At 74.8% G+C, this 22,069-nt stretch carries 21 protein-coding genes; 6 read left to right on the plus strand and 15 right to left on the minus strand.

What is annotated here, in order from left to right; all coding sequences use genetic code 11:
• Position 1: 1 nt before the first annotated feature.
• A complete protein-coding gene (locus ACFOVU_RS06765) occupies positions 2–1,177 on the minus strand; it encodes a hypothetical protein (protein WP_378530858.1) in 1,176 nt (391 codons plus the stop codon).
• Positions 1,174–2,328 (minus strand): PrpF domain-containing protein, encoded by a 1,155-nt coding sequence (locus tag ACFOVU_RS06770; RefSeq protein ID WP_378530860.1) that lies wholly within the window; start codon positions 2,326–2,328, stop codon positions 1,174–1,176. The genes ACFOVU_RS06765 and ACFOVU_RS06770 overlap by 4 nt, the downstream gene beginning before the upstream one ends.
• 148 nt (positions 2,329–2,476) lie before the next feature.
• On the opposite strand from ACFOVU_RS06770, the gene ACFOVU_RS06775 reads away from it, so the two are divergent.
• Positions 2,477–3,400 (plus strand): LysR family transcriptional regulator, encoded by a 924-nt coding sequence (locus ACFOVU_RS06775; RefSeq protein ID WP_378530862.1) that lies wholly within the window; start codon positions 2,477–2,479, stop codon positions 3,398–3,400.
• Positions 3,401–3,481: 81 nt separating this feature from the next.
• Here the strand turns inward: ACFOVU_RS06775 and ACFOVU_RS06780 are convergent, their stop codons facing one another.
• The 9 genes from ACFOVU_RS06780 to ACFOVU_RS06820 form a co-directional block, all read right to left on the minus strand.
• Positions 3,482–4,396, minus strand: coding sequence for a glycoside hydrolase family 16 protein (locus tag ACFOVU_RS06780; protein WP_378530864.1), 915 nt, complete (start codon positions 4,394–4,396; stop codon positions 3,482–3,484).
• 298 nt (positions 4,397–4,694) lie between these two features.
• Positions 4,695–5,417, minus strand: coding sequence for a sugar isomerase domain-containing protein (locus ACFOVU_RS06785; protein ID WP_378530866.1), 723 nt, complete (start codon positions 5,415–5,417; stop codon positions 4,695–4,697).
• 35 nt (positions 5,418–5,452) lie between these two features.
• Positions 5,453–5,752, minus strand: a complete 300-nt coding sequence (locus tag ACFOVU_RS06790; protein WP_378530868.1) for a PTS sugar transporter subunit IIB — start codon at positions 5,750–5,752, stop codon at positions 5,453–5,455.
• Entirely contained in the window at positions 5,749–7,254 is a 1,506-nt protein-coding gene (locus ACFOVU_RS06795) for a PTS transporter subunit IIC (protein ID WP_378530870.1), read from the minus strand. Before ACFOVU_RS06795 ends, ACFOVU_RS06790 begins: the two co-directional genes overlap by 4 nt.
• Positions 7,255–7,478: 224 nt before the next feature.
• Positions 7,479–8,480: an extracellular catalytic domain type 1 short-chain-length polyhydroxyalkanoate depolymerase gene (locus tag ACFOVU_RS06800; RefSeq protein ID WP_378530872.1), complete on the minus strand. Its 1,002-nt coding sequence runs from the start codon at positions 8,478–8,480 to the stop codon at positions 7,479–7,481.
• Positions 8,481–8,790: 310 nt separating this feature from the next.
• A complete protein-coding gene (locus tag ACFOVU_RS06805) occupies positions 8,791–9,015 on the minus strand; it encodes a hypothetical protein (protein WP_378530874.1) in 225 nt (74 codons plus the stop codon).
• A 43-nt stretch (positions 9,016–9,058) separates the two neighbouring features.
• Entirely contained in the window at positions 9,059–10,402 is a 1,344-nt protein-coding gene (locus ACFOVU_RS06810) for a TRAP transporter large permease subunit (RefSeq protein ID WP_378530876.1), read from the minus strand.
• A gap of 102 nt (positions 10,403–10,504) precedes the next feature.
• Positions 10,505–11,386: an HpcH/HpaI aldolase/citrate lyase family protein gene (locus tag ACFOVU_RS06815; RefSeq protein ID WP_378530877.1), complete on the minus strand. Its 882-nt coding sequence runs from the start codon at positions 11,384–11,386 to the stop codon at positions 10,505–10,507.
• Positions 11,383–12,570 (minus strand): CaiB/BaiF CoA transferase family protein, encoded by a 1,188-nt coding sequence (locus ACFOVU_RS06820; protein WP_378530879.1) that lies wholly within the window; start codon positions 12,568–12,570, stop codon positions 11,383–11,385. The genes ACFOVU_RS06815 and ACFOVU_RS06820 overlap by 4 nt, the downstream gene beginning before the upstream one ends.
• Before the next feature lie 119 nt (positions 12,571–12,689).
• On the opposite strand from ACFOVU_RS06820, the gene ACFOVU_RS06825 reads away from it, so the two are divergent.
• Positions 12,690–13,412 carry a GntR family transcriptional regulator gene (locus ACFOVU_RS06825; protein WP_378530881.1) on the plus strand — a complete coding sequence of 241 codons (723 nt, stop codon included), beginning with the start codon at positions 12,690–12,692 and terminating at the stop codon, positions 13,410–13,412.
• Positions 13,413–13,451: 39 nt separating this feature from the next.
• On the opposite strand, the gene ACFOVU_RS06830 is transcribed toward ACFOVU_RS06825, so the two are convergent.
• On the minus strand, positions 13,452–14,150 hold the full coding sequence (locus ACFOVU_RS06830) for a TetR/AcrR family transcriptional regulator (protein WP_378530883.1): 699 nt from the start codon (positions 14,148–14,150) through the stop codon (positions 13,452–13,454).
• Between the two features lie 184 nt (positions 14,151–14,334).
• On the opposite strand from ACFOVU_RS06830, the gene ACFOVU_RS06835 reads away from it, so the two are divergent.
• Positions 14,335–15,273: an NAD-dependent epimerase/dehydratase family protein gene (locus ACFOVU_RS06835; protein WP_378530885.1), complete on the plus strand. Its 939-nt coding sequence runs from the start codon at positions 14,335–14,337 to the stop codon at positions 15,271–15,273.
• A 10-nt stretch (positions 15,274–15,283) separates the two neighbouring features.
• Here the strand turns inward: ACFOVU_RS06835 and ACFOVU_RS06840 are convergent, their stop codons facing one another.
• Positions 15,284–15,898 (minus strand): TetR/AcrR family transcriptional regulator, encoded by a 615-nt coding sequence (locus ACFOVU_RS06840; protein ID WP_378530887.1) that lies wholly within the window; start codon positions 15,896–15,898, stop codon positions 15,284–15,286.
• 122 nt (positions 15,899–16,020) lie between these two features.
• Between ACFOVU_RS06840 and ACFOVU_RS06845 the strand changes: the two genes are divergently transcribed.
• Entirely contained in the window at positions 16,021–18,495 is a 2,475-nt protein-coding gene (locus ACFOVU_RS06845; protein WP_378530889.1) for a PEP/pyruvate-binding domain-containing protein, read from the plus strand.
• Positions 18,496–18,581: 86 nt separating this feature from the next.
• Here ACFOVU_RS06845 and ACFOVU_RS06850 read toward each other — a convergent pair whose 3' ends face one another.
• Both ACFOVU_RS06850 and ACFOVU_RS06855 read right to left on the minus strand, forming a co-directional pair.
• Positions 18,582–19,331 (minus strand): YqeB family protein, encoded by a 750-nt coding sequence (locus tag ACFOVU_RS06850; protein ID WP_378530891.1) that lies wholly within the window; start codon positions 19,329–19,331, stop codon positions 18,582–18,584.
• A gap of 56 nt (positions 19,332–19,387) precedes the next feature.
• Positions 19,388–19,630, minus strand: coding sequence for a hypothetical protein (locus tag ACFOVU_RS06855; RefSeq protein ID WP_378530893.1), 243 nt, complete (start codon positions 19,628–19,630; stop codon positions 19,388–19,390).
• Between the two features lie 392 nt (positions 19,631–20,022).
• On the opposite strand from ACFOVU_RS06855, the gene ACFOVU_RS06860 reads away from it, so the two are divergent.
• Positions 20,023–21,204 carry a sensor histidine kinase gene (locus ACFOVU_RS06860; protein ID WP_378530895.1) on the plus strand — a complete coding sequence of 394 codons (1,182 nt, stop codon included), beginning with the start codon at positions 20,023–20,025 and terminating at the stop codon, positions 21,202–21,204.
• On the plus strand, positions 21,201–21,887 hold the full coding sequence (locus ACFOVU_RS06865) for a response regulator transcription factor (RefSeq protein WP_378530896.1): 687 nt from the start codon (positions 21,201–21,203) through the stop codon (positions 21,885–21,887). Before ACFOVU_RS06860 ends, ACFOVU_RS06865 begins: the two co-directional genes overlap by 4 nt.
• The last annotated feature ends 182 nt before the right edge of the window (positions 21,888–22,069 follow it).

Raw genomic sequence — 22,069 nt, forward strand, 5'->3', positions numbered from 1 at the left:
GTCACACCCCCTCGTTCAGGTCGACGCCGTAGTCGTTCGCCAGCAGCGCCAAGAGGTAGTCGCGGATGGAGTCGTTCACGGTGTAGGCGTCGCGGGTGCGCTCGACGATGTCCGGGCGGGCCTCCAGCGGGTAGCCGCCCAGGACCTCGGCGGCCTCCTCTTCGAACTCGCCGTCCTGGCTCAGCTCGTGGGCCGATGTGCGCAGCGCCTCGACGGCCGCCGCCGGGGTGTCCTGCGGCACCCACATGGCCTTCTGGTAGGTGTAGGTCAGCCCGAGCATGGTGCGGTAGGCGTCGTAGGCCTCGCCTTCGGGCTCGGCGCCGTGCAGGCGCTCGTAGACCTCGGGCACGGTCTCCAGGTCGGGGAAGTTGGGGTCGCGGACCACCTCGCCGTTCTCGTCGAGCTGCCCCAGCGACATCAGCGGGACCGCCGTCCCGTCCTCGATCAGCGGCTCCACCGAGGGGGCCCACGCCGACGTGGTCTGGTAGTCGAGGTCGATCTCGCCCCGCTGGAGGGCGAGGTTGACGGGGCCGCGCCCCTCGAAGCCGAAGACTGCCGTGGCGTCGACGTCGAGCAGGTCGAAGGCGACCATGGTCGTCAGGTCGAGGCCGGTGGGGCTGATCCCGCCGAACCTCAGCGGCCCGTCGAGGCCGACGAGGTCGTCGACCCCGTCGATGCCGGCGCCCGTGCGGCCGTAGATCGCGCCGCCGGTGCCGTTGACGACGATGGGGGTCATCCCGTTGAAGTCGTAGCCGACCTCGGGGCGGCCCAGGACCCAGGGGACGACGGTGGTGGCGGTGCTCACCAGCACCTCGGTGCCGTCGGCCGGGGCCGAGCGGGCGAAGTCGTTGGTGGCGATGATGCCCTCGCCGCCGCCGTCGTTGACCGGCGCGAAGCCCGGCTGCCCGGGGACGGTGCGCATGAGCTCCTGGCCCACGAAGCGCGCCCAGGTGTCGGTGCCGCCGCCCTCGGCGAGGGGGATGACCACCTCGACGGTGGCCCCGGTGAAGTCGCCGTCGGCGGTGGCGGCGTGGCGGGTGAACAGCTCGCCGCCGGCCAGGGCGGCGGCAACGGCGAGCGCCGAGAAGCAGGCCATGACGGCCATGGCCGTGCGCGGCTTCGGCGGGTCCGGCTCCGCGGGCACCTGGACGGGCGCCCTCTCCAGGACATCGCTCATCGGACCGCCACCTCCTCCGGGGCTGAGTGATCATCGTGCCGCGGTTCGCCCGATGTGACCAGGGTCTCCTGCGGGGACTCTGCTTCGGGGAGCACCAGGGTGGCCTCCGCGAGCCGCCTCGTCGTGCGGGTCACGGCGACGGCCAGCCGCCCCTCGTGCTCGCCCGTCCGCGTCGTCACCGTGCCCGCGGGGGTGGCCAGCCGCAGTTCCGCGCCGGAGGCGGTGCCGGCCAGCCGGTCGATCACCGTCCCCGGGGTCCGTGCCGCGAGCGTGAGGCCGACGCTGCCGGTGATGGCCAGCGCCGGGTGCGCCCGGCCCATCGACAGCATCCGCACCGCCAGGTCGGAGCGGTCATCGTGCGGCTCGGCCACCAGGGCGAGCTTGGGGACGGCGCGCTCAGCGGAGCCGGGGGAGTCGGCCAGGCCGATCGCGACGGCGGCGTGGCGGCGCAGCGCGTCGAGGCGGTCGGCCAGGCCGGGCCACGCGTCGATCTCGGCCGGCGACTCGTCGCCGGCCAGGCCGACCGATCGCGCGGCGACGACGACCAGGGGCGCGCCCGCGTCGACGATCGTCACCGGCAGAGTGCCGCCGCCGTCGGGCACCTCGTCGATGTGGGCGCCGGTGGGGAACAGCTTGCCGGTCGTGCGGCCGGCCGGGTCCACGAACCACATCCGGACCGGGACGCCGGGGAAGGGGACGCCGGGGATCCACGCGGTGCCGCGCTCGTCGGGGACCCCGCCGGGGGTGGGCACCTCCAGCACGATGAGCTGGCCGGTGTTGGTGTTGCGCACCCGCACCGTCGTGGTGCCGTCGCGCGGCTCCACCCAGCCGCGGCGCACCGCGTAGAGGCCGGCCACCGAGGAGCAGTTGCCGCAGTTGCTGCCCCAGTCGACCACCGCCTGGTCGGTGCCGACCTGCGCGAACGTGTAGGAGACGTCGGCGTCGCCGTCATCGGCCGGGGAGAGGATGACCGCCTTGCTCGTGGTCGAGGTGCCGCCGCCCACGCCGTCGACCTGGCGCGGGTCCGGGCTCCCGAAGAGGCGGGGCAGGACGTCGTCGAGCGGGCGTCCCACGGCGGCGAGATCCGCGCGGTCGAAGACCCAGCACTTGCTCGTTCCGCCCCGCATCCAGGTGGACGCGATTTCGGGCATGGGTTTCCTCCCAGGTCGTGGCCGGTGCAACACCGGCGTGTGGCGTGCACCACGATCATGGGGGCGGGGAGATGTGTAGCACCATCACTAATGTCTTCATGGTCATGTAGCGATACTTAATCGAGGCCCGGAAAGGGGGTGGTGCGGCGTGCTGGACGTGCGTCGGCTCGCGCTGCTGGCGAAGGTGATCGAGACCGGGTCGGTCACGGCGGCGGCGGGGGAGCTGAACTACACGCCATCGGCGGTGTCGCAGCAGCTGAGACGGCTGGAGGCCGAGGTCGGCCAGCCGCTCCTGCAACGGCTGGCGCGCGGGGTGGTGCCGACCGAGGCGGGCGAGGTGCTGGCGGCCCACGCCCGCCGGGTCCAGGCGCAGCTGGCCGCCGCGGAGGCCGACCTCGCGGAGGTGGCGGGGCTGCGCCGGGGCAGCGTGGCGATCGGGACCTTCCCCACGGTGGGCAGCTCGCTGCTGCCGCTGGTGGTGCGCCAGTTCAAGGCCGAGCACCCGCGCATCAGGATCAGCGTCCAGAGCGCGCGGCTGGACCTGCTGATGGACATGCTCGCCAGGGGCGAGGTGGGGCTGTCCCTGCTCTGGGACTATGAATGGAACCGGCTGCCCGGCGGCGAATTCGAGCTGACCGACCTGCTGGAGGACCCGACCGTCCTCGTGGTCTCGGCAGACCACCGCGTCGCCCGGCGGCGCACGGTCACGATGGCCGAGCTCGCCGGCGAGGAGTGGATCGTGCGCGAACAGGACCACCCGGTGGCCGAGGTGCTCGAACGCAGCTGCCGGTCGGCGGGGTTCAAGCCGCGGATCGCGTTCCACGCCAACGACTACCAGGAGGCGCAGGCGATGGTCAGCGTGGGCCTCGGCATCGCGCTGGCGCCCCGGACGGCGGTCGCCAACCGCAACCCCGATGTGCGCATCGTGTCGGTGGGCAGCACCGCGCCGTCGCGGCGGGTGGTCGTGGCGCGCCGGCGCGACCGCGTGAGCGCGCCGAGCGAGAAGGAGATGCTGCGGGTCATGCGCGAGGTCGCGGCGGACTACCGGGCGTCCTTCGGCCGGGGCGCGTGACGCGGGTTCCGGCGGGGGCCCGTGCGACGGGGCGCCCGCCCCCCGGCAGGGGGCGGGCACCCGGTGGGGGCGTGAGGGGGATCAGCCCAGGTCGTAGACCCGGACGTAGTCGACCCGCATCTCCTGCGGGAAGACGGTGGTGTCGTTCGGCGGGCCCGGCCAGTTGCCGCCGACGGCGACGTTGAGGATCAGGAAGAACGGGTGGTCGAACACCCACTGGTTGCCGCGGAGGTCGGCGGGGGTGAACGTCTGGTAGGCGACGTCGTCGACGAACCAGGTGATGGAGTCCGGCCGCCACTCGACCGCGAAGGTGTGGAAGGTGTCGGTGAAGCCCCAGCCGTTGGGGTGCTGGTAGTAGCCGGTGACCGGGTTGGCGCCGGAGTAGCCGGGGCCGTGCAGGGTGCCGTGGACCCGGTGCGGCTCGTGGCCGACGTTCTCCATGATGTCGATCTCGCCGCTGTTGGGCCAGCCGACCTCGCCGAGGTTGTCGCCGAGCATCCAGAACGCCGGCCAGATGCCCTGGCCGGTGGGGATCTTGATCCGCGCCTCGAACCGGCCGTATTCCTGGGTGAACTTCCCGTTGGTGTTGATGCGGCCGGAGGTGTACTGGCAGGTGCCGTAGTGGCACTGGTGGCCGGCGGGGTTGCCCTGGCGGGCGGTGATCACCAGACTGCCGTTGCCGTCGTGGGCGATGTTCTCGCGGCTGTCGGAGTAGTACTGGAGTTCGTTGTTGCCGCCGCCGTCGCCGTTGACCTCGATCTGCCATTTCGCCGGGTCGGGGCCGCTGCCGGCCGCGCCGTTGAACTCATCGGACCAGATCAGGGCCGCTTCCGACGGCGCCGTGTCCGCGGACACCGGGGCGGCGTTCGCGGTCTCGCCCGCGCGTGCCTCGTGCACGCCGTAGGCCGCGAGCCCGGTGGCCGCCAGGGCCGAGGCGAGCAGGGCCGCGAGGAGGCGGCGCGGTTTTCGCGCCGCGTGGGAGGGGGTCGTGTGCATCGTTGTGCCGATCCGGGCGATGGGGCCGGTCCGCATGCGATCGGGCTCGCAGCGGGGGTGACGGGCCGGCCGGTCGCCCTTCGAGTCAGGCGGGCCGCGGCCTGCTCCCTTCGCCGTGCTTGTGGGGTGGGCTCAGGGGGGTCGGCCCGGCACGCGGTGATGACGGAATATCACGTTTCGTCACCCTTTGAATTGGTAAGAGACTTTACTGTTCTGTTCCGTGTCGCGCAAGAGCCCCGGCCATCGGAGCGCGCGGACCCGCCGGGCCGGCGCCGACACGGGGCCCGGTGCCCCGCCCTCAGCCCAGTTCCGGGATCCGGCCGGCGTAGCGGAGCAGCAGCGCCGCGTTGGCCGTGTCGCCGTCGGCGGTGTTGGACGAGCGCCACAGCGGCAGCTCCAGCCCGGCGGCGGTGGCCCGCTGGTGGAGGCGGGCCAGCAGCAGGTTCCACAGGAACCCGTTGGCCAGCGTGGACATCGCGGCGGTCACCGGCGCCCCGGGCGGGTAGGCGGCGTCGCCGGGCCGGACCAGGGTGTCGAGGACGTGGTCGGCCTCTGCGCCGAGCGTGCCGCCCGCCCGCTGCGGCGCGGCAGCGTTGCAGGCGCGCGAGGTCACCGCGACCACCGGCAGGCCGCGCCCGCGGGCCGCCCGCGCCAGTTCCACCGGGTAGGGGTTCACCCCGGACGTGGAGAACACGGCCACGACGTCGTCGGGCCCGGGCGCGGCATCGTCGAGGACGCGGCCGGCCAGCCCGCTCGTCCGCTCGGCGGCGGTGCTGGCCTGCGCGCCGTTCAGCGGGAGCAGCTCCGGACGGAACAGCGGCCGCACCGGAGCCAGCCCGCCGGCGCGGTAGAACGCCTCGCCGACACCGATCAGCGAGTGCCCGGCTCCCGCCGCCAGCAGCAGGCCCGGGCGCCGGACCACGCGCTCCAGCAGCAGGTCGGCCACGCCGCACAACGCGGCCTCGTTGGCTTCTTCGACGGCCGCCAGATGGCGGAGCATGTCCTGGCCGAACTCCGGCATGGCGCTCGCTTTCGGTCGGTGGGCGCGCATCGTGGTCAGAGCCAGCCGCGTTCGGGCAGCCGCGCCCGCAGGGCGCGCACCAGGGAGTCCCGGTCGAGGAAGTCGTGCACGGTCAGGACCAACGGGGCCAGGCTCCCGAGCTCGGCGGTGTGCATGCCCTGGCCGATGACGATATCGGGGGACATGCCGCGGGCGGAGGCGATGTCGGTGCTCTCCACCCGGGCGCTCACCCCGAGCTCGCGCAGCGCCTCCTCGACGGTCATCCGCAGGATCAGGCTGGTGCCCATGCCCGCGCCGCAGACGGCGAGGACGTGCAGGGGGGCGGTTCGGGTCACGGCGGCGGCTCCTCTGGTGCAGGGGTAGGTGAGGGGTCGGGGCTGTGGGGCTGCCGGGGGCGCTCCCCGGCCGGTCGCCGGGGTCCGGCGGCCGTGCGCCGGCGCGCCCGGCGCGCCCGGCGCGCCCGGAGGGCCGGCCAGGCCAGGACGGCGACGGTGACGGCGGCGGCCAGGGCGGGCGCGGCCCACACGCTCGGCAGGACGCGGCCCACCCCCAGCAGCAGCCAGGCGATGACGTACCAGTCGGCGTCGGCCAGCGTCGCCAGCTCCGGCGCGGTGGAGCCGAGCATGCCCCAGGTGAGCGCCTGCCCGGCCGCGAGTAGCACGCCGTTGAGCGCCCCGCCGATGACCGCGCCGCGCCACCCGGCGACCGCGTTGCCGAACACGCCCCCGGCGCCGCCGCCGAAGAACAGCATGATCATGGGCGGGACCAGGGTGAACCACCCCGTTGCGGCGAAGACCACCAGCAGCGCGAGGAAGGACGCCGTGCTCGCCGCGAAGCCGATCATGACGGCGGTCGGCGCGAAGGGGAACACCGTGGGGACGTCCAGTGCGGGCCGGGTCCCCGGCGCCGCCGTGTCGCCGATGCCCTTGAACGCCGGGACGATCTCGGCTAGGAACATCCGCACACCGAAGAGCAGGACGGCGATGCCCGCCGCGAAGCGCAGCGCGGCCAGCACGCCCCAGGACCACACGCCCACGTTCGCCCCCTCCGCGGCGTTGTACTCGGCCACGATGCCGGCGAGCACGCGCGGGTCGGCGAAGGCCATGGCGGCCAGCAGGACGGCGCCGATGACCAGCGCGGTGCCGACGTTGACGTCGGTCAGGAAGGCGAGCCGGCGCGGCGGCGCCAGGCGCTCGGTCCCGTGCCGGCCGGGGTCGCCGAACGGGCGCGCGACCACGGCGGTGAGCAAGGCCAGCGTCGACGTGGTGTGGCCCAGCCCGAAGTCGTCCTTGCCGGTGAGCCGCCGCATGAGCGGGCGCGTCCACAGCGGTTGCAGCGTCCAGTAGCAGGCGGCCACAACGGAGCCGGCGAGGACCAGCGTGAGCTGCGGCAGTCCCTCACCGTAGGCCTCGACCAGGCACGCCGTGACCAGGGCGCTCACCCAGAACATCAGGTGCCCGGTGAGGTAGACGTAGCGCGCCGCCCTGAAGGCGCGCACCAGCGCGACGTGCAGCAGGAAGCCGACGGTGGTGGTCAGGGCGACCGTGCCGCCGTGGGCGGCGAGGAAGTCGTCCAGGGAGCTCTGCGCAGCGGGCGGCGCCACCCCCACGGCGCTGGAGACGACGTGCTGGACGGCCGACAGCCCGCCGGTGAACAGGTCGACGCCGACGAACAGGATGACGACCCCCAGCGCGGCGCGCAGGGTCCCGCCGACGACCTCCTCAAGGGGCTTGCGCTGGAGGGCCAGCCCCAGGAGGGTGATCAGGCCGATGAGGATGGCGACCTGGCCGAACACGTTGTCGGCGACCCAGATCAGGGCCTGTTCCGTCGACGGCATGGCCACCTCGGCGGTTCGGGGGCGCGGACGCGGGGGCGCCCAGCGGGGACACCGGTGGGGGTCGGTGCCCTCCCCCGATCAGAAGCCAGCGCCCGCGCCGCGTCAAGACCTCCGTCCGCGGTTGCGCGCCGTCGCGTCCGGCCGGGCACGGCGCGCGGCCCGCACGGCCCCTCCGGGAGGGAGAGGGCCGGCGGGCCGCCTGGAGCACGGGTCGTGGGGGCGCCTTAGCCCGTGAGGCCCCAGGACAGGGCGGTGTAGTGGGTGGAGCAGATGGTGTCCGGGAAGTGGGCGCCGGCCGTGCCGCACTGGTCCTCGGCGGGGCCGGGGTCGACCGGCGTCCCGTGCCCCATCCCGGCGATGAGGTAGGTCGTGACGGCCGCGGCGCCGGACGCGTCGGCGTACTCCTCCACCGTGGTCCCGCCGGGCAGCTCCCGGGTCGAGGTCGGGTCCGGGGGCAGCCCCCAGACGTCCGTCCACTGGTCGCGGGACTCGCGGGCGTTGGAGGGGACCACGGTCGTGTCGGCGCTTCCGTGCCAGACGGAGACGCGCGGCCACGGCCCGGTGTAGCCGGGGTTCTTGTCGCGGACCGCGTCGCCCCATTGGGCGGGCGTCCGGTCGCGACCGGGGCTCTGGCAGGTGAGGGCGGTCAGGAGATCGGTGGCGCACCCGGTGGGCAGCCCGGCGACGATGGAGCCGCCCGAGAACGTGCCGGGGTAGGCCGACAGCAGCTCCGAGGTCATCGCTCCGCCCGCCGACAGGCCGGAGATGTAGGTCCGGGCCGGGTCGGCGCCGTAGGCGGCCTGCGCGTGGCCGATCATCTGCCGGATGGACAGCGCCTCGCCCGCGCCGGGGGCGGTGTCGCCCGGCTGGAACCAGTTGAAGCAGCGGTTGGCGTTGTTCGCGGTGCTCTGCTGGGCGTAGACGAGGACGATCCCCGCGGCGTCGGCGTACTTCTGCCAGCCGGAGTTGGCGTGGTAGAGCGCGGCGTCCTGGGTGCAGCCGTGCAGCAGGGCGACGAGGGGCGCCCCGCTGGGGGCGCCGTCGGGGACGTAGGCGAACATCCGCAGCGCGCCGGGGTTGGATCCGAAGCCGGTCACCTCGGTGAGCGCGGCGGCCTTCGCCGGCGGCGCGAGCAGGGTCGCGGCCCCTAGCAGCGCGATGAGCAGGGTGAGCAGGGTGCGGGGGCGGGTCGGTCGCGGAAGGCGAACGGAGGGCGGGGACGGCATGGGGGCCTCCGGAGCATGGGGGGACGTGCAGCGGTCCGCTGAACGGCCACTCCGCTGGCGACGGCCGCCTCCCCCGGACGGCGTCCGGTGGGGTGCCCGCGCGCCTTTGCGGGGGAGGCGGCGGCCGGAGTGGGCACAAGGAACATACGAAAAACGTGCCGCGAATCACGCGTGTCCGGCCGCCACAGTCGGCGCCGCCCGTGTGTGGCCGCCGCCCATGGGCGGCGGCCCGTGCAGGACCGATCCCCGATCCCGGCGGCGGCCCGGCGGCCGCGCTACCGCCGGGCTTCGCCGTCCCCGCCGCCGCGGGTCAGTCGCCGCTCTGCCAATTCTCCAGGTAGGAGCGGATGAACGCGATGATGCCGGTGATACCGGCGGTCGCGTAGACGGCCGGGCCGATGGTCTCGGCGGCGGAGACCACCGCCGTCCCGGAGCCGGCGGCCAGCGCCGCGGCCTGCGCGAGGACGAGGACGAACCCGCCGATGAGGAACAGGCCGAGGCCGATCCGGAATGCGATGTCGAGTGCTCTGGTCATGGTCGACTCCCTGGGGTCGTCGTGTAGGCGGACGGGCCGGTGCTCAGCCGGGGATCGGCAGGAAGCCGACCGCCACCAGCGCGCCGATCAGCAGGGTCGGGAGCACGTACCACAGCAGCAGTGGGACGAAGGTGCGGGCCGGGTCGACCCCGGCGATCCCGCTCGCGATGTAGATCGGGGCCGCGCCGGGGGGCGAGGCGCCCTCGGTCGAGGCGAACATCAGGACGACCACCGCGGCGACCGTCGGGGAGACCCCCGCGGCGACGAGCGCGGTGAAGGCGACCGAGCCCACCGCCACCATGGTCGCGGTGGCGGTCAGCGGGGCCGCGGCGGCGAGCACGATGACGCCGACGATCAGCGCGAGCACGAACACGGGCGCCTCGAGCCGGGCGAGCAGTGCGCTCAGCTCGTCGCCCATGCCCAGCTCGCCGAGCACGGTGGAGGCGGCGAAGGCGAAGAACAGGACGGCGCCGATGACCCCGAACTTGGGCCCGGCCTCCCCCAGCAGCGTCCACCAGCCCCGGCCGGTGCGCGGCAGGCTCTTGCGGCCCACCATGAGGGTGACCAGGATGATCAGCATCGGGATCCAGGTGATGATGCTGACGGCCTCGGTCGTCCCGGTCCCCGCGTAGGCGTCCAGCCCCGTTGCGACGGCGCCCGTGGTCAGCACGACGGGGACGATGATGCCGAGGAAGATGAGCAGCGAGTGCCAGCCCGACGCGAAGGTCCGCCGCAGCGGCAGGACGTGCTCGGCGCCGACCGCGCCGATCTTGTACCGGCGCACGAGCACCCAGGTCAGGCCGAGCCGGTAGAGCAGCAGCCACGCGCCGCCGGCGAAGAGGGACAGGAACAGCTCCTCGGCCGACACCAGCGCGCTCACCGCCCCCAGCCCGGTGAGGATGAACAGCGACGAGCTGGGCGGGATGGCGATCCCCAGCCCGGCGTTGCCCGCGACCATGGTGGCCGCCAGGCGCGGGTCGATGTTGGCCCGCATCATCCAGGGGATGGTGATGGTGCCGACCGCGGCGGCGTTGCCCGAGCCCGACCCGGAGACCGCGCCGAAGAGCCCGGCGGCGAGGGTCGAGACGTAGGCGGGCCCGCCGCGCAGGCGCCCGAGCATCGAGTTGAGCATGTCGACCAGCCGGTCGACCAGCCCCGTCCGGCTGAGCAGGAAGCCCATGAACACGAACGCGGACGCGGCGAAGACGACCTCCTCGGTCGCCGCCGCGGAGACGCCCGCCCAGATGAGGCGGGGGGCGTCGGCGCCGCCGAAGAGGGCGACCACGAGGAAGCCGAGGATCATCGCCTCGCCGATGCCGCGCCGGACGACGACGTTCCAGAGGATGATGACGCTGATATAGGCGACGAACGCCCAGAGGCCGATCATTTGGGGTGCTCCTTATCCCGTTGACCGGGGGAGGGGATCGGGGCGGGGTGCCCCTGGAGGGCCCGGCGCGCGCGGGACGCGCACCGGGCGAGGGGCCGGGACCTAACGCGCGTCCCGGCCGAGCTGGTCGGCGAGCGCGAGGGTGCGCAGGGCCGACGCGACAATGGGGGCGTCGATGAAGCGGCCGTCGGGCAGGGCGATCGCGCCGGCCCCGTCGGCCGCCCGCCCGTGGACGGCGGCGACGATCTCGCGGGCGCGCGCGACGTCGCCGCCCGAGGGGGTGAACGCGCGCCGGATCACCGGGATCTGGCGCGGGTGGATGGCGGTGCGGCCGAACATGCCGAGGTCGCGCCCTGCCCGGCACGAGGCGAGCAGGCCCTCGCCGTCGGCGACGTCGACGTAGGCCGCCATCGCCGGGGCGGGCAGCCCTGCTGCCGCGGCGGCCAGCACGACCCGGGAGCGCAGCCAGCCGTAGGCGCCGTCGCCGCGCAGCCCGAGGGCCGCGCCGAGGTCGGCCTCGCCTAGCGCCAGCGCGCCGACCCGGGGGTGGGCGGCGATCGCCGCGGCGTTCTCGACCCCCACTGCGCTCTCCAGCAGGCAGTGCACGGGGGTGCCGGCGCCCACGTGGGCGGTGACGGCGTCGACGTCGTCGGGGGAGTCGACCTTGGGCACGCGGACCGCGTCGGGTGCGGGGACCGCGGACAGGATTTCGAGGTCGCGCGCCCCGTGCCGGCCGCGCGGGGCGTTGATGCGGACGTGCACCTGCGGGGCGGGCCGCCCGGTGTCCTCGGCCGCGCGGTCCGCGCGCTCGGCGAGGAACCGTGCGACGTTGGCGCGCGCATCGGGCTTGGCCCCGGCGAGAACGGCGTCCTCCAGGTCGAGGATGACGGCGTCGGCGCCGGCGGCCATCGCCTTGGGGAAGCGGTCGGGGCGGTCGCCGGGGACGTAGAGCCAGGTGACGACGGGTGCTGCGGCGGCGCTCACGCGACCACCCCCGCGGCGCGCAGCCGGGCGATGTCGTCGGCGCCGTAGCCGAGGCCGCCGAGGATCTCGTCGCTGTGGGCGCCCAGGGGCGGCCCGGCCCAGCGGATCTCGCCCGGGGTCTCCGACAGCCGGAACGGCACGTTCTGCATGGCGACGGTGCCGAGCTCGTCGTCGGGGACGTGCACGATGGAGCCGAGGGCGGCGTACTGCGGGTCGGCGGCGATGTCGCGGACGTCGTAGATGGGGGCGATGGCCGCCTGGGCCTGCTCGAAGGCGCCGATCACCTCCTCGGCGTCGCGCTCGGCGATCCAGCCGCCCACCGCGTCGTCGAGTTCGTCGGCGTGCTCGGCGCGGCTGCGGCCCGATGCGAACCAGGGCTGTTCGACCAGGTCGGGCCGGCCCACCAGGCGCACCACGCGCTCGGCGACGGACTGGGCGCTGGTGGAGATGGCGAGCCAGCGGCCGTCGCGGGTGCGGTAGATGTTGCGCGGGGCGTTGCTGGAGGACCGGTTGCCCGTTCTCTCGGGGACGGTGCCCAGGGCGTGGAACGCGGTGATCTGCGGGCCGAGGACCGTGAGGATGGGCTCGATGATCGCGAGGTCCACCACCTGGCCGCGCCCGGTCTGCTCCCGGGCCTGAAGGGCGACCATCACCGCGTAGGCGACGGCGAGGGCGGCGATCCCGTCGGCGAGGGCGAGCGGGGGCAGGGTGGGCGGGCCGTCGGGCTCACCGGTGACGGCGGCGAACCCGCTCATGGCCTCGGCGAGGGTGCCGAAGCCCGGGCGGGCCGACATGGGGCCCTGCTGGCCGAAGCCGGTGACGCGGGCGATCACCAGCCGGGGGTTGGCCTCCCACAGGCGTTCGGGGGAGAGGTTCCACCGCTCCAGGGTGCCGGGGCGGAAGTTCTCGATCAGGACGTCGGCCTCGGCGAGCATCCGCAGCGCGACCTCCTGGCCTTCGGGGGCCGAGAAGTCCACCGCGGTGACGCGCTTGTTGCGCGCCAGGATCTTCCACCACAGGCCGACGCCGTCCTTGGCCTGGCCGTGGCCGCGGGCGGGGTCGCCGCGGCGCGGATGCTCGACCTTGACCACGTCGGCGCCGAAGTCGCCCAGGTAGGTGGCTGCCATGGGGCCGGCGAACAGGGTCGCCGCGTCGACGACCCGAATGTTTCCGAGCGGTTTCATAGGCTGCATCTTATAAAGTATGCAATCTTCGTCAACCCCCAGATGTGACCCAGGACGCAGGGGCCGCTCCCCTAGACTGGCGGCACCACACCGCGCGACAACCGCTAGGAGACCGGCCGTTGGCTGCCCGCAGGACCAGCAGTCCGGGAGCTCAGGGGGGTACCCACCTGCCTCCGGCCAGCAAGGCGGACTACGTCCACGCGACCCTGCGCCAGGAGATCCTCAACGGGGCGCTCCCACCGGGCAGCCCCATCGGCCAGGAGGACATCGCCACCCGGCTCGGCGTCTCCATCACCCCGGTGCGCGAGGCCCTGCGCCGCCTGGAGAGCGACGGCCTGATCTCCTACCGGGCCCACCACGGCGCGACCGTCTCCGAGCTCGGCGCCGACGCCGCCGAGGAGCTGTACCTGCTGCGCGCCGCCGTCGAGGGGCTCACCGCGCGGCTGGCGGCCTCGCGGATCACCGAACAGCAGCTCGACGGCCTGCGCGTGATCCACGAACGCATGCTCGCCGCCGACCCGCACACCGACGGCCGCGCGCTCGCCGAGGACAGCCGGCTCTTCCACCAGACCGTCGCCGAGATCGGCGGCCCCGCGTTCCTCGCGGCGCACGTGGCGTCGATCCGGCAGAACAACCCGGTGCCGCTGTCGGTCTCGCTGTGGAACGACCCGGGCAACGCCCAAGGCTTCCTCGACGCGCACGACCGGCTGCTGCGGGCCCTGGCCGAACGCGACGCCGCCGCCGCGGAGCGGATCATGGCCGACCACATCAGCACCGGCGCCGCCACCCGCGCCGCCACGGGCCAGGCCCCGCCGTCGGCCGCCCCCGCAGCGGGGGCATGAGCCCCGCCGCCCGGCCGCGATTCCGGGGCGGGCCCGGTCTCAGCCGGCGAGGCCGATGAGCGCCCCGAGGCAGCGGGTGTTGTGGTCGAAGGCCGCCGTGCGGTCGGCGAGCACGTTCTCGAACTGGCCGAACAGCTCGAAGCCGACCCACCCGTAGAGGCCGGTCCAGGCGGTGAGGGCGCGGGCGACGACGTGGTCGGGGGCCTCTGGGATGAACCCCCGCACGCGCTCGGCGTCGGCGCCGAACGACAGCGGCGGGGCGGGGATCTCCGGGGGCGGGGCGAGGGCTCCCGCGCGGTGGGCGTCGGCGACGATGGCCCCGAACACGGCGGTGTCGCGGACGGCCGCGGGGACGGTGTCGCGCGGGGCGCTGTAGCCGGGCACGGGGGACCCGTACAGCAGTGCGTATTCGTGCGGGTGGGCCAGGGCCCAGTCGCGGACCGCGTGGCACACCGCCCGCCAGCGGGCCGCGTAGGCGCCGCGTTCGCAGGCGGCGTCCGCCTGCTCCACCGCATCGCCGACCGCGTTGTAGCCGTCGATGATCAGGGCGGTGAGCAGGTCGTCGCGCGAGGGGAAGTAGCGGTAGATCGCCGAGGAGGCCATCCCCAGCTCCCGGGCGACCGCGCGCAGCGATAGGCCCGATGCCCCCTCGGTGGCCAGGTGGCGGCGTGCGGTGTCGGTGATCTCGCGGGTCAGCTCCTCGCGGACGCGTTCCCGTGCGGTTCGGCCGGCGCTCATACCGATGACCTTATCAGAGCACCCGAACGAATCGAGAGCACTGCTCTTGCTTTTTCCGGATGTGTGCGCGAGCATTGCTCTCGGTTCGGATCGCCGATCCGAACCGAGATCGACCGTTGTGATCCGCCTGCGGCGCGGAGCGGCGACGGTCGGCACCGGGCGACACACACGAGGAGACACGGCCATGGGCAAGCACATCGTCGTCGGAGCAGGCCAGGTCGGCGCGCACCTGGCCCGGACACTGCTGGAGCAGGGGCACGAGGTCGTCCTCGTCAGCCGGTCGGGCTCCGGCCCGGACGGCGTCGAGAGGGTCGCCGCCGACGCCGCCGACACCGAACGGCTCACCGCCCTCACCCGCGGGGCGGACACCCTCTACAACTGCGTGAACCCCCGCTACCACCGCTGGCTGGAGGACTGGCCCCCCATGGCCGAATCCCTGCTCGCCACCGCCCAGGACACCGGCGCCGGATACGTCATCCTCGGCAACCTCTACGGCTACGGCGTACCGGAGGGGCCGATGCGCGAGGACCACCCCTACGCCCCCACCACCGCCAAGTTCGAGCTCCGCGTGCGGATGTGGCGCGACGCGCTGGCCGCCCACGAGGCCGGGCGCATCCGGGCGACCGAGGTCCGCGGCAGCGACTACTTCGGCCCCGGCTGCCTGGACCAGTCCCACCTGGGCGAGCGCTTCGTCCCCAAGCTCCTGGCGGGCAAGCGCATCCAGTACGCCGGCGACCCCGGCCAGCCCCACAGCTGGACCTACGCACCCGACGTCGCCCGCGCCCTGGCCGCAGCGGGCACCGGCGACCAGGCGTGGGGCCGGGCCTGGCACGTCCCGACCGCGCCCGCGCTCACGGCCCGCGAGGTCGCCGAGCGCATGAGCGCCGTCGCCGGTGTGCGCAACCCCGGGGTCACCGCCCTGCCGCACTGGCTGATCCGCGCGCTGGGCACGGTCTCGCCCATGCTCGGCGAGCTGGAGGCGGTCCGCTACCAGTTCGTCCGCCCGTTCATCATCGACTCCACCGCCACCGAAGCCGCGTTCGGCCTGGCCCCGACCCCCATGGACGAGGCCCTGGCCGCCACCGTCGCCTGGTGGCGCGACCGCCTGGGCGCCGCCGCCTGAGGCGGTGCGGCTACCCGCCGCCGTCGCCGGCCCCGAAGAGGACGCCCAGGTGGGCGTCGAGGGCCGCGAGGGCGTCGTCGGCGGAGAGCTGGCCGCTCAGGGCGTGGACGCCCAGCCCGTCGACCAGTGCGAGCAGGGTCGCCGCCGCGAGCTCCGGGTCGGCGGCCGGAGCGGTGTCGGTGTCGCCGGGGGAGGCGCGGATCAGGTCGGCGAGATGGGCCCGCATGCGGGCGGCCGAGGCGCTCAGCCCTTCGGCGAGCGCCGGCTTGGTGGCCGCGTAGGCGAGGAAGGCGAGGGCCACGTGGCCCTCGCGTGAGCGCTGCTCGTCCAGCGGGAGCAGCTGGACCAGCAGCGCGCGGACGTCGTCGCGTGGCGACGGCGTGCCGCGCCGGGCCCCGGCGTCGGCGGTCAGGCGGCCCTGGATGTTGTCCATGACGACGTCCAGGGCGAAGGCCATCATCTCGTCCTTGGTGCGGAAGTAGTGCTGCACCATGCCCGTCGACACCCGCGCCTCCGCGGCGACGTGGCGCAGGCTGACGGCCTCCAGGCCTTCGGCCGCGGCGAGACGCATGAGGGCGTCGGCGATCTGGGTCCGGCGGGCACGGTGGTCGACTCTCTTGGGCACGGGGGCATTTTACATTGCAGTCGTATTGACACGGAATCGGAGAGCTTTTACATTGCGATCGTATTGCTAACGACCGCGGCGAGCCCAAGGGCCGTCCCGCGGGCGAGGCCAAGGGGGCCGCGATGAACGTGATCCCGCTGTCGGAGATCACCGACGGCATGGCGGAGCTGGTCGGCGGGAAGGCGGCCGGGCTCGCGGCGATGATCGCCGCCGGGGAGAGGGTGCCGGACGGCTTCTGCCTCACCACCGCCGCCCACCGTGCGGGGGTGGTGCCGGAGGAGGAGGTCGCCGCGGCCTACGAACGGCTCGGCCGCGGACCGGTCGCCGTCCGCTCCAGCGCCACGACCGAGGACCTGCCGGATGCGAGCTTCGCCGGTCAGCAGGACACGATCCTCGACGTCACGGGGGCGGCCGGCGTGGTCGCGGCCGTGCGCCGCGTGTGGGACTCCCTGCACAGCGAGCGGGCCGCCGCCTACCGCGAGGCGAACGGGATCGATCCCGGGACCGCCGCCATGGCGGTCGTGGTCCAGCGCATGGTCGACGCCTCGACCGCCGGGGTGATGTTCACCGCCGACCCGATCACGGGCCGCCGCACCACGACGGTCGTCGACGCGGTACGGGGCCCGGGCGCCGCGGTGGCCGACGGCACCGCGGTGCCCGACCACTACGTGCTGGACGCCGCCACCGGCGGGGGAACGTCCGAGGAACGGGGCTGCCTGAGCCGGCGCGATCTCGACGCGCTCCACCGGGCGGGAGCACGCCTCCAGGCCCTCTTCGGCGCCCCGCAGGACGTCGAATGGGCGATCGACCGCGACGGGGAGGCGTGGCTGCTGCAATCGCGGCCGATCACCACGCTGTTCCCCCTCCCGCCGGACCGCGGCGGTCCGGAACCGCGCGTGTACCTGGAGTTCGGCCACGTCCAGGGGATGCTCCAGCCCTTCACACCCATGGGGCTGTCCGCGGTGCAGGTCGTGACGGCGGGTATCGCCCGCTCCTTCGGCATCCCGGCCGACCCCCTCGAAGGCCCCGCCGGGATCGTGGGGATCGGCGGCCGCCTCTACGGCGACCTGACCGGCTTCGTGCGCAGCGCGTGGACCCGTGCGCGGCTGCCCGAGGCCATGGGCGTGGACTTCGGGCCGCGGGCGCAGGCGGCCGTCGAGCGGGTGATGGAGGATCCGCGGTTCGCCGTGCGGCCGGGGCGGCCGGTGCGCGCACGCACCGCGATCTCGGTGGCGCTGCGGACCGTCCCCCGCGCCCTGGTGGGCATCGGGCGGACGCTGGCGCGCCCGGAGGCCGCCCGCGACCGCGTAATGCGCGCGATCGAGGAGGCCAAGGATCGCCCGGCCGCGGAGCCCCGCCCGCTCACAGCGGCCCAACGGCTGGAATCCGTGGCCGCCACCGCCGACGGGCGGTCCATCCCCGGCGACACGGTGATCTGGCCGGTCGCGACCGCCCTTCTGGTGACGGCGCTGCCCGCGGCCCTGCTCAAGGGCGTCGCCGACGACGCCGAGATGAACACCGTCCTCGGCGGGCTGTCGCACAACGTCACCACCGAGATGGATCTGGCGCTCTGGCGCGTGGCCGAGGGCGCCGCCGGGCACCGGGCGCTGCTGTCGGAGACCCCGCCCGAGCGGCTCGCCGCGATGTACGCCGCGGGCACGCTCCCCGACATCGGCCTGCGGGCCTTCTTGGACGTCTACGGCCACCGCGCCGCCGGCGAAGTCGACGTCGGCGTGCCCCGCTGGGCCGAGGACCCCGCCCCGCTCTTCGCCGCGATCGCCAACTACCTGCGCCTCACCGACCCCGACCAGACCCCCGACCGGCGGTTCGCGCGCGCCGCGGCCGCGGCCGAAGCGACGATCGACCGGGTGCTGGCCCGGGCGCGCCGCGCCCGGCCCGTCCGGGGCCGGCTGGCCGGCTTCCTCATGCGCCGCGCGCGGACCCTGGCCGGCCTGCGCGAGGCGGGGAAGTTCGCCGGCCTGTACCGGCTTCGCGAGATGCGCCGTCAGCTTCTGCTCGCCGGCGGCGAGCTGGCCGATCGCGGGCTGCTGGAGGAGGCCGGGGACATCATGTTCCTGTCCCTCGCCGAGGCGCACGCGGTGGTCGACGGGGAGGCCGACCACCGCGCGCTGGTGGCCGCCCGGAAGGCCCTCCACCGCCGGGAGCTGCGCCGCCGCCACGTCCCCGTCGCCCTGCTGTCGGACGGCACGGACCTGGAGGCGCTCACGCCGCCCGGGCCCCCTGAAGCGGGCACCCTGACCGGGACGGCGGCGGCCGCGGGCCGGGCCACCGGGCCGGCCCGGGTCGTCCACGACCCGGCGGGTGCCCGCGTCGAGCCCGGCGAGATCCTGGTCGCCTCCACCACCGACCCCGGCTGGACGCCGTTGTTCCTCACGGTGGGCGGCCTGGTGATCGAGACCGGGTCGCCGATGGCGCACGGCCCCACCGTGGCACGCGAGTACGGCGTCCCCACGGTCGTCGGTGTCCGCGACGCCACGCGCAGGATCCGCACCGGCCAGGTCATCACCGTCGACGGCGCCGCCGGAACCGTCACCGTCGAGCCCGGGCACGCGGACGCGTGCTCGGCGGCCCCGTGACCGGCGCCCCCAGGAGACGGGGATGCGGCACCGTGGCGAGGGCGCCGCCGCCTGAGGCGGTGTGGCGGGTGCCCGGCCCGGGCGCGTCAGCCCAGTGTTCGCTCGCCGTCCGGGGTCTCGGGCGGCCGGGTGGCCAGGCGCCAGAACTGGCGGGTGCCCTCGTCGCGGACGACGATGCCCAGCGCGGCCAGCTCCGCCCGCAGCTCCTCGGCGTCCGCCGCCTCGTCCTTCTCCAGCGCACGCGCGCGGGCCTTGAAGTAGGCGTGGGCCTCGGCGGGGAGCCCCGGGTGGCCCACGACCCAGCGCCGGAACTCGTCGCGGTGCGGGTCGGCGTCGGCCCACGGGTGGCCGTGGGCCAGGAAGGCGGCGGCCAGCCGTTTCGCGTTCGGCAGGTCCCCGGTTTCGGCGGCGAGCTCTTCGGTGTCGCGGCCCAGGAGGACCAGCCGCCTGCCGTCCACGAACACCGCGCCCACCGACGCGGCGTGCACGTCGTGGCGCCGGTCGCCGCGGGCGATGGCCACCTGGTCGTCGCCGACGGTGACCGTCACGTAGTCGCCCTCGGCGAAGAACGCCAGCGCCAGCCCGCCGAGCACGCCGATCACGGCGCCCCCGATCGGGACGCGCTCCGCGGGCAGCGACGCGATGAGTTCGAGCGGGCCCTCGAACGGGGTCCACGGCAGCGACAGCGCCCACCCCGCGACGAGGGTCAGCAGCCACCCGACCCCGGCACCGAGCCCCGCGCCCAGCAAGGGGGCCCCGCCCCAGACCAGGGCGCGCAGCCCGGCCGAGGGGCCGACAACGGTCGCACCACGCGACGACGGCACATCGGACGGCATCGTCGGATCTCCTTTCCTTCCGGTTCCTGCTGCGGGTTCCGCACCGGTCGCGTGGGTCACCGATCTCCGCCCGCCCCTGGGAGCCGGGCCGCCGCGGCGATCACGCTGATGCCCAGGACGGCGATGACCAGGTTCGCGAACAGCTCGTAGCCGGCCAGCGCGTCCACGCGCGGGATGACGAACCGGTTGACGACGTTGAGGAACCCCATGATCGGCTGGTGGCCGAGCAGGCGGTCGAGGGTCCCGCTGACCCCCACCGCTGCGACGACCAGCCCCAGCGTCTGAACGGCTTTGCGCATGCCTTCGAAGCTAGGCAGCGGGGCCGCGGCGGCGCATCGGCCGACGGCCTCGGCCCGCCCCGACCGAGGGCGCCGATCGTGCGCCCGGCGTCATCCCGAAGTATCGGACCGCGCCAGCCCTCAGGTCACGCTCGCCTCCTCGCTCTGCTCCAACGGCCCCGCGGAGGGGGCCTTCGGCCGGGGCGGCGCCGCCTCCGCTCGCTCGTCGGCTCGCCGTCCTGTGTTGTCTGGTCACGCTCGCCTCCTTGCTCGGCTCCAACGGCCCCGCGAGTCGGGCCTTCGGCCGGGGGCGGCGCCGCCTCCGCTCGCTCGTCGGCTCGCCGTGACGAGTCGGTCGCCGATCCGCCCAGGGCCAGGGAAGACCGCCGCCCCGGCCGGTAGGTTCGGGGACCATGAACGGTTCGGCGGGCGGGTACCCGCCCCGACGCGGCCTGCGCGACTGGGCCGTGGACATCTGCCTGTTCCTGCTCGCCGTGGCCTACGGGGTGGCCTGGTCCCTGGAGTCCCTCGCCGACCCCGCGCAGCCGCCCGCCCCGGCGTGGAGCCAGGTCCTCACCGCCGGGGCCTGCACCGCCCTGTGGCTGCGGCGCCGGTGGCCGGTCGGGCTGGCCGTCGCCCTGGTGCCGGTGTCCACCTTCGCCGACCTCGCCGCCGGGGCGCAGCTCGTGGCGCTGTTCACGGTCGCGATCCACCGGCCGGTGCGCTATGCGGCGGGCATCTGCGCCGCGATCATCGTCTTCCGCGCCGGGTTCCTCGCGCTGTTCGTCATGTTCCGCCGCCCGCCGCCCGACGTCCCGCTCACCTGGGTCTTCGCGTTCACCGCCATCACCAGCCTCGCCGTCGTCGGGTGGGGGCTGTTCGTGCGGCACCGGCGCCAGCTCGCGCTGTCGCAACGTGAACGCGCCGCCCGTGCCGAGACCGAGGCGCGGCTGCGCGCCGAGCAGGCCCAGCACCACGCCCGTGAGGAGATAGCCCGGGAGATGCACGACGTCCTCGGCCACCGCCTGTCGCTGCTGAGCGTGCACGCCGGCGCCCTGGAGTACCGCCCCGACGCCCCTCCCGAGGAGATCGCCCGCGCGGCCGCGGTGATCCGCGAGAGCGCCCACCAGGCGTTGCAGGACCTGCGCGAGGTCATCGGCGTGCTGCGCGCCCCGGTCGGCGAGCTGCCGCAGCCCACCCTGGCCGACCTCGCCGAACTCGTCGCGGAGTCCCGCGCGGGCGGGATGCGGGTGGGCCTGCGCGAGCACCTCCCGGGCCCGGTCCCCGGCGGCACCGGCCGCACCGCCTACCGGATCGTCCAGGAGGGGCTGACCAACGCGCGCAAGCACGCCCCGGGCACCGCTGTGGAGGTGGATGTGGCCGGTGCGCCCGGCGACGGGCTCACCGTCGAGGTCCGCAACGCCGCCCCCGCGGACCCGCCGCGGCCGCCGCCGGGGACCGGGCCGCCCCCGCTGCCCGGCCAGGGCCTGATCGGGCTGGCCGAGCGCGTGTCGCTGGCGGAAGGCCGCCTGGAACACGGGCACACCGCCGCAGGTGGCTACCGCCTGCGCGCCTGGCTACCCTGGCCGCCATGACCGCTTCCGAGACGCCCCCGGCCATCGGCGTCCTCATCGTCGACGACGACCCCCTACTGCGCGCAGGGCTGGCGATGATGCTGGGCGGGGCCGGCGACATCCGGGTCCTCGCCGAAGCGGGCGACGGCGGCGAGGTGCCGGCGCTGGTCGACCGGCACGCCCCCGATGTGGTGCTCATGGACATCCGGATGCCCGGCACCGACGGCCTCACCGCGACCGAGGCGCTGCGCTCCCGCCGCGACGCCCCGGAGGTCATCGTTCTGACCACCTTCGACGCCGACGAGCACATCCTGCGCGCCCTGCGCGCCGGCGCCGCGGGCTTCGTCCTCAAGGACACCCCGCCCGCCGAGATCGTCGACGCCGTGCGGCGGGTCGCCCGGGGTCACCCCGTGCTCTCCCCGGCGGTGACCCGCCGGCTCATGGACCGGGTCGCCGACTCCGGCCGCGACCGGCGGCGCAGCCGGGCGGCGGAGCGCCTCGCGCTGCTCAACGACCGCGAGCGCGAGATCGCCGTCGCGGTCGGCGAGGGCAAGTCCAACGCCGAGATCGGCGCCTCCCTCTACATCAGTGTCCCCACCGTCAAGACCCACGTGTCCCGCATCCTCACCAAGCTCGACCTCAACAACCGCGTCCAGATCGCCCTGCTCGTCCACGACGCCGACCTCCTCCCCGGCGCCGGGTGACCCGCGGACCCGGCCGCGGGGCCGTGACCAGGGCACGGGTCGCGGCCGCGTAAGAGTTGTGTAGCCTTCCTGGCGTGTCCGCGCGGATCGTGGCAATGACGCAGCGGCCCCTCGCCAAGGGGCTGCTGGCCGTGCTCACGGTCGGGGCCTACCTGCTGTGCCTGGTCTGCCACGCCCCGGGG

This window comes from Nocardiopsis sediminis (assembly GCF_042650565.1).
Lineage (GTDB): Bacteria > Actinomycetota > Actinomycetes > Streptosporangiales > Streptosporangiaceae > Nocardiopsis_B > Nocardiopsis_B sediminis.